This window comes from Xanthomonas sp. 1678 (assembly GCF_031455575.1).
GTDB lineage: Bacteria > Pseudomonadota > Gammaproteobacteria > Xanthomonadales > Xanthomonadaceae > Xanthomonas_A.
Genome location: NZ_JAVDSZ010000007.1, coordinates 269,778 through 276,195, shown reverse-complemented (window position 1 = coordinate 276,195; position 6,418 = coordinate 269,778). Strand labels below are relative to the sequence as shown.

The 6,418-nt window shown below is 68.7% G+C and carries 7 protein-coding genes; 3 read left to right on the top strand and 4 right to left on the bottom strand.

Annotation, left to right across the window (positions count from 1 at the left end):
- Positions 1-315: 315 nt before the first annotated feature.
- Complete coding sequence (locus J2Y70_RS14610; protein WP_309918919.1) at positions 316-861, bottom strand: hypothetical protein; 546 nt, start codon at positions 859-861, stop codon at positions 316-318.
- 147 nt (positions 862-1,008) lie between these two features.
- Between J2Y70_RS14610 and J2Y70_RS14605 the strand changes: the two genes are divergently transcribed.
- A complete protein-coding gene (locus J2Y70_RS14605) occupies positions 1,009-1,251 on the top strand; it encodes a DUF3297 family protein (protein WP_263397060.1) in 243 nt (80 codons plus the stop codon).
- Positions 1,252-1,612: 361 nt separating this feature from the next.
- Here the strand turns inward: J2Y70_RS14605 and J2Y70_RS14600 are convergent, their stop codons facing one another.
- From J2Y70_RS14600 to J2Y70_RS14590, 3 genes are all read right to left on the bottom strand, one after another.
- Positions 1,613-2,374: an ABC transporter permease gene (locus J2Y70_RS14600; protein ID WP_309918916.1), complete on the bottom strand. Its 762-nt coding sequence runs from the start codon at positions 2,372-2,374 to the stop codon at positions 1,613-1,615.
- On the bottom strand, positions 2,371-3,318 hold the full coding sequence (locus J2Y70_RS14595; protein ID WP_263397058.1) for an ABC transporter ATP-binding protein: 948 nt from the start codon (positions 3,316-3,318) through the stop codon (positions 2,371-2,373). The genes J2Y70_RS14600 and J2Y70_RS14595 overlap by 4 nt, the downstream gene beginning before the upstream one ends.
- A gap of 280 nt (positions 3,319-3,598) precedes the next feature.
- Positions 3,599-5,236 (bottom strand): Na+/H+ antiporter, encoded by a 1,638-nt coding sequence (locus tag J2Y70_RS14590; RefSeq protein WP_263397057.1) that lies wholly within the window; start codon positions 5,234-5,236, stop codon positions 3,599-3,601.
- Between the two features lie 191 nt (positions 5,237-5,427).
- Between J2Y70_RS14590 and J2Y70_RS14585 the strand changes: the two genes are divergently transcribed.
- Both J2Y70_RS14585 and J2Y70_RS14580 read left to right on the top strand, forming a co-directional pair.
- Positions 5,428-5,628: a hypothetical protein gene (locus J2Y70_RS14585; RefSeq protein ID WP_309918910.1), complete on the top strand. Its 201-nt coding sequence runs from the start codon at positions 5,428-5,430 to the stop codon at positions 5,626-5,628.
- Between the two features lie 138 nt (positions 5,629-5,766).
- A complete protein-coding gene (locus tag J2Y70_RS14580; RefSeq protein WP_309918907.1) occupies positions 5,767-6,357 on the top strand; it encodes a fasciclin domain-containing protein in 591 nt (196 codons plus the stop codon).
- Positions 6,358-6,418 lie beyond the last annotated feature (61 nt).

The following is a 6,418-nucleotide window of genomic DNA, read 5'->3' as shown; positions in this document are numbered from 1 at the left end:
CGGGTGCACTGTGGGAGGGACTTCAGTCCCGACAGCATTTGCAGCCTGGAAATCCACTTCTTCGCTCGTCGCGACTGAAGTCGCTCCCACAGGGAGCTCCGGATGCTCGGCTCGTGGACTGTCGGAGGGGCTTCGGCCCCACACCCGCCGAAGCCGGTGCAGGGTCCGGACTCCGTTCGTCGCGGCTGAAGCCGCTCCTACAAGGGGCTTGCGGCGGGCTTGCGTGGGCACTGTGAGAGGGCTTCGACAACGCCTGGACCGAAGCTGCCGTCGTCGAAGATTCCATTCCTCGCAGCGGCATCTAGAACGGGTCGCTTAGAACGGGTCGCTGCCCGGGCGCAGGTCGATGCCCAGGATCGCGGCCAGGCGCTGCATGTCCTCGTCGTCGCGGCTGAGCGCCATCCAGCCGGCGCGGTCGTCGCCGCCGGTGTCCCAGCACCAGACGCTGTAGCCGTACTCGCGCAGGCGGTCGTAGGCCACCCCCAGCAGCGAGGCGGTGTCGTGGGCGCCGAGGAAGTCCTCGTCGTCGATGTCGCCGCCCCAGTCGATGCGCAGGTTCCAGCGCGCGGCCAGTTCGTCGATGGCGCCGATCAGCGCTTCGGCGTCGCGGCCGTCCACGTAGAAGCCGGAGGTCCAGTCGATGGCGTCCTTCAGCGTCCACAGCCAGCCGTCGCCGTCGCTCTCCGCCTCGCCCGCCGCCTCGCGGTAGGCGTTAAACTGGCGCAGCGCGGTCTCGTCGTCGCCGGGATTGATCAGCAGCAGCAGGTTCCAGATCAGGCCCTGCTGGGTGTCCGGATCGTCGTCGTCCGCGTCGCCGCTGAGGTCGTCGGGTTCGTCGTAGTCGGCGCTGTTGTCGGGCATGGCGGCGGATCGGGAAGGACGGGACGCGCAGTGTGACGCGCCGGGCGCGGCGACGGAAGCGCGGCGAAATTCGGCAACGGCGCCGCAGGCGTTTATCCTTCGCCCCCCGGAAGACGGCGCCACCCGCCGCCAAGCGAACCCACGACGATGAGCGATACCCCTCCCGATCACCTGGCGATCAGCCCGCAGAGCCCGTTCCACGACGCCGAGGCGCTGGCGCGCGGCGTCGGCATCCGCTTCAACGGCGTGGAGCGCGACAACGTGGAGGAGTATTCGGTCAGCGAAGGCTGGATCCGCGTGCAGGTGGGCAAGGCGCGCGACCGCCGCGGCAATCCGATGACGATGAAGATCAACGGCCAGGTCGAGGCGTACTTTCTCGAGAAGGAGTAATCGCGCAGGCGCGGCGATCGCGCGGCAGCGTGCGCTGGCCGCTGTCCGCGTTGGCGATCGATGTGCCCATGCTGGTCATGGCCTGAGCACCTGTCGTGCGCCGCGGCTCGTGCGGATGCGGTCGGCGGGCGCATCGCGTCCGCCTGCGCGGCAGGCCGGGGACGTAGTCACCGACCTTTTCTGTCGCGGCTGAAGCCGCTCCTACACAGGGCGGCGGCTGGCTTGCTGGTGCAGTGTCGCGAGGGGCTTCGGCCTCAACAGCGACGAGATCCGCTCGCGCGTTGCCGCTCCACCGCGCCGGATCGCGGCGGCGGCTGCTCGCGCACAGGCGTCGCCGCGCAACGCGCGATCCTGCGCCGGCTCAGGACTTGAGCCGGTAGCCGCTGCGGAAGATCGCCCAGACCACGGTCAGGCACACCGCCAGGAACACCCCGGTCATGCTCGCGCTGACCGCGATATGCACGTCGGCCTTGCCGAAGAACGCCCAGCGGAAGCCGCTGACCAGGTACACCACCGGGTTGAACAGGCTGATCTTCTGCCACAGCGGCGGCAGCATGCTGATCGAGTAGAAGCTGCCGCCGAGGAAGGTCAGCGGGGTCACCACCATCAGCGGGATCACCTGCAGCTTCTCGAAGCCGTCGGCCCAGATGCCGATGATGAAGCCGAACAGGCTGAAGGTCAGCGCGGTCAGCACCAGGAAGCCGAACATCCACAGCGGATGCGCGATCTCGTACGGCACGAACGCGCGCGCGGTGAGCAGGATCAGCAGGCCGAGCAGCACCGACTTGCTCGCCGCCGCGCCGACGTAGCCGATCACCACCTCCCACCACGCCACCGGTGCCGACAGCACCTCGTAGATGGTGCCGGCCCAGCGCGGCATGTAGATGCCGAACGAGGCGTTGGAGATGCTCTCGTTGAGCAGCGACAGCATCACCAACCCGGGAATGATGTAGGCGCCATAGCTGATGCCGTCGATGGCGCCCATGCGCGAGCCGATTGCCGCGCCGAACACCACGAAGTAGAGCGAGGTCGACAGCACCGGCGAGGCGATCGACTGGGTCAGGGTGCGGAAGGTGCGCGCCATCTCGAACCGGTAGATCGCGGCGATCGCGTGCAGGTTCATGCGCGCGCCTCCGCGCCGGCGGCGGCCGGGCGCACCAGGTTGACGAAGATCTCCTCCAGCGAGCTTTCGCTGGAATGCAGGTCCTTGATCTCCACGCCGTGTTCCTCCAGTTGCCGCAGCAGGGTGCCGATGCCGGTCTGCTCGGCCTGTACGTCGTAGGTGTAGGTCAGCGTGGCGCCGTCGGCGGACAGCTCCAACGGCTGCGCCGCCAGCGCCGCGGGCAGCGCCGGCAGCGGCGCCTGCAGGGTCAGCGCCAGCTGCTTCTTGCCGAGCTTGCGCATCAGCGTGCGCTTGTCCTCCACCAGCACCAGTTCGCCGCGGTTGATCACGCCGACGCGGTCGGCCATGTCCTCGGCTTCCTCGATGTAGTGGGTGGTCAGGATGATGGTGGTGCCCTGCTCGCGCAGGCGCCGCACCATCTGCCACATGTCGTGGCGCAGCTCCACGTCCACGCCGGCGGTGGGTTCGTCCAGGAACAGGATGCTCGGCTCGTGCGCCAGCGCCTTGGCGATCAGCACGCGCCGCTTCATGCCGCCGGACAGGGTGGAGATCTTGCTGTCGCGCTTGTCCCACAGCGACAGTTCGCGCAGCACCTGCTCCAGGTAGGCGGGATTCTTCGGCTTGCCGAACAAGCCGCGGCTGAAGCGCACCGTCGCCCACACCGTCTCGAACGCATCGGTGGCCAGTTCCTGCGGCACCAACCCGATCTTGGCGCGCGCGGCGCGGTAGTCGCGGACGATGTCGTGGCCGTCAGCCAGCACGGTGCCGGAGCTGGGATTGACCAGGCCGCAGACCACGCTGATCAGCGTGGTCTTGCCGGCGCCGTTGGGCCCGAGCAGGGCGAAGATCTCGCCGCGCTGGATGTCCAGGTCGATGCCCTTCAGCGCCTGGAAGCCGCCTTTGTAGGTCTTGGTGAGCTGCTGGATGGAAATGATCGGCGACACACGAACTCCTTGCGCGGCGGAACGGATCGCCACCGCGACGAACGCCCGACAGGGTAGAGGCCCGCCCCGCTCCGATAAACCCCGATGGACGGAAGCAGTCTCCCGCATGCGGGATAGTGGCGGAACTCCGGGACTCGGGACTCGGGACTCGGGACTCGGGACTCGAAGAGCCTAGCAGCAACGCCGTCGCGGGCATGATGACAAGCGCAGCGTCCGCCAGCCGGGCTGCCCTCAGCGGCGCGCACCTCCGAGTCCCGAGTCCCCAGTCCCGGCTCCTCACTCAACCCTTGCGCCGCGCCTCCAGCAGATCCAGATTGCGGATCAGCCGGCGCGCGATCTCGTCGGAGATCTTGCGCTGGCGGGTCAGCCGGAACAGCTCCTGGCGTTCGGCCTGCAGGCCGGCGTGGCGCAGCTGGCGCAGCACGTCGTCCAGCCGCCGCGCCTCTTCCGGGTCGCTCTCCATCGCCTCGCCGTGGTCGAGGTGGCGCTGGTACAGGGCGCTGACCCGGATCGCCGCCTCGTTGTAGAGATCGGCATGCTCGCTGTCCTGCACCAGCCGCTGGCGCAGCTTCTCCACCGCGACCAGCGCCGCGCGCGAGGATTCGCGCCGCGCCAGGTCCTCCTCGAGGCGGTCGCTGGGTTCCTCCGGCAGTTCCAGGCCGCGCAGCAACCGCGGCAGCGCCACGCTGGCAACCAGCAGCGAGGTGACGATCACCGCGCTGGCCAGGAAGATCACCAGGTCGCGCGCCGGGAACGCGGCGCCGTTGGGCAGCGCCAGCGGCAGGGTCAGCACGCCGGCCAGGGTGATCGCGCCACGCACGCCGGCCAGTGAGGCCGCCACCACGATCCGCCACGGCGGACTGAGATGCGCCTCGCCGCGGCGCCGCGCCTTGAGCAGGTTCCAGCGCAGCGACAGCCACACCCACACGAAGCGCAGCAGCAACAGGCCGACGTAGATCGCCAGCGCATAGCCCAGCAGCCACCACGGATTGAGGTGACCGGCCTCGTCGATGTTGTGCACCGCGCCCTGCACGATCCCCGGCAACTGCTCGCCGAGCAGCACGAACATGATGCCGTTGAGGGTGAACTGGACCATGTCCCACACCGCCGAGCGCTGCACGCGCATGCTGCCGGGCGCGCGGCCGCTCAGTTCCACGTAGCTCATGCTGATCCCGGCGGCGACCGCGGCGAGGATGCCGGAGGCATTGATTGCCTCGGCCAGCAGGTAGGCGGCGAACGGCAGCAACAGGTTGACCAGGATCGCCGCGCCGGGCTCCTCGCCGACCTGGCGCCAGATCCAGCGCTGCGCCAGGCTCGCGCCCAGGGTCACGCCGACGCCGGCAGCGACGCCGACCAGCGCCACCCACAGGAAGGTCAGCGAGGCGTCGGCCAGCGAGAACGTGCCGGTGACCGCCGCGGCCACCGCGAACTGGAAGCAGACCAGGCCGGAGGCGTCGTTGAGCAGCGATTCGCCCTCCAGGATGTGCATCAGCCGTTTCGGGATCGGCGCGCGCGAGGCGATCGAGGACACCGCGATCGGATCGGTCGGCGACACCACCGCGGCCAGCGCGAACGCCACCGCCAGCGGCATCGCCGGAATCATCCAGTGGATCAGGAAGCCGGCGCCGACCACGGTGAACACCACCAGGCCCAGCGCCAGTTCCAGGATCGCGCCCTTGTCGCGGAACAGGCCCTGCTTGGGGATGCGCCAGCCGTCCAGGAACAGCAGCGGCGGCAGGAACAGCAGGAAGAACAGCTCCGGCTCCAGCGCGTAGCCCTTCTTGAACACTCCGGCGATGACCGCGCCCAGGCCGATCTGCACCAGCGGCAACGGCAGCGAGAACGGCAGCACGCGCACCAGATAGCCGCTGGCGACCACCGCCAGCAACATCGCCAACACCACTTCGATCGAATGCATGCTCGTCCGGACGGCGGCGCCGCGCCGACGGCACCGCACCATGAATGGGGGAAGCGGCAAGCAAAGCGCACCGCAGGCACGATGTCCAGTGGCGGCGGCGCGCGGCATTTAGGCGGCGGCGCGCCTGCCGCGGCCGGAAAACGCCCACGCCGTCGCCGTGCCACGGCGACGGCGGGGACGCCGGTCGCAACGTGCTGCTGGATTTCCTGCTGTACGGGTCCAGCGTGGTGAGCGGCGGGTTCGTGGTGTTCGACGACTACGGCGACCACCAGCACTCCCCGGAAGTCGGCCCTGCGGTCGACCCGCTCCGGGCCACCGGCTACTCCAACGGCTTCCACGTGTTGGGCTGCGCGCACGGGTTCGAGAACAGCTACGTGCTGCAGCACCACTGAGCCAACGGCGCTGCGTCCGTCGCCGCCCGCGACGCCCATTCATCATTATCTGGTTCGCGTGATGCAACCGCGCCAGCGCAATCGCCGTAGAAGCGTGTGCACGGTCGACTGGCCGGGCATTCCCTCAAGGAGCAACCCATGAAGATCCATTTGCTGGCCCTCGCCCTCGCTGGCCTCGTCGCGATGCCCGCCATGGCCGCGACCGGCCAAACCGCGATGCATGACCACGCCGCGATGACCGAGGCCAAGCCCAATCCGATGGTCGGCGGCGCCCCGATGTACGCGACCAAGGACATCGTCGACAACGCGGTCAACTCCAAGGATCACACGACGCTGGTCGCCGCGGTCAAAGCCGCCGGCCTGGTGGACACGCTGAAGGGCGCAGGCCCGTTCACCGTGTTCGCACCGACCAACGCCGCCTTCGCCGCACTGCCGGCGGGCACCGTGGACACGCTGCTCAAACCCGAAAACAAGGACAAGCTGACTCAGGTACTGACCTATCACGTGGTCGCCGGCAAGCTCGATGCGACGACGTTGCTGGCGCAGATCAAGGCCGGCGGTGGCAGCGCCAAGCTGACCACTGTGCAGGGCGAAACCCTGATCGCCAAGACCCGCGGCGGCAAGGTCACCCTCACCGACAGCAAGGGCAATACCGCCCACGTCACCACCGCCGACGTGATGCAGAGCAATGGCGTGATCCATGTCGTGGACAAGGTTTTGATGCCGTAAGCACCCCTCGGGGAGTGCATTGGCGTCGCGGGGACGGCTAGGGCCGTCCCCGTTTTGCGCC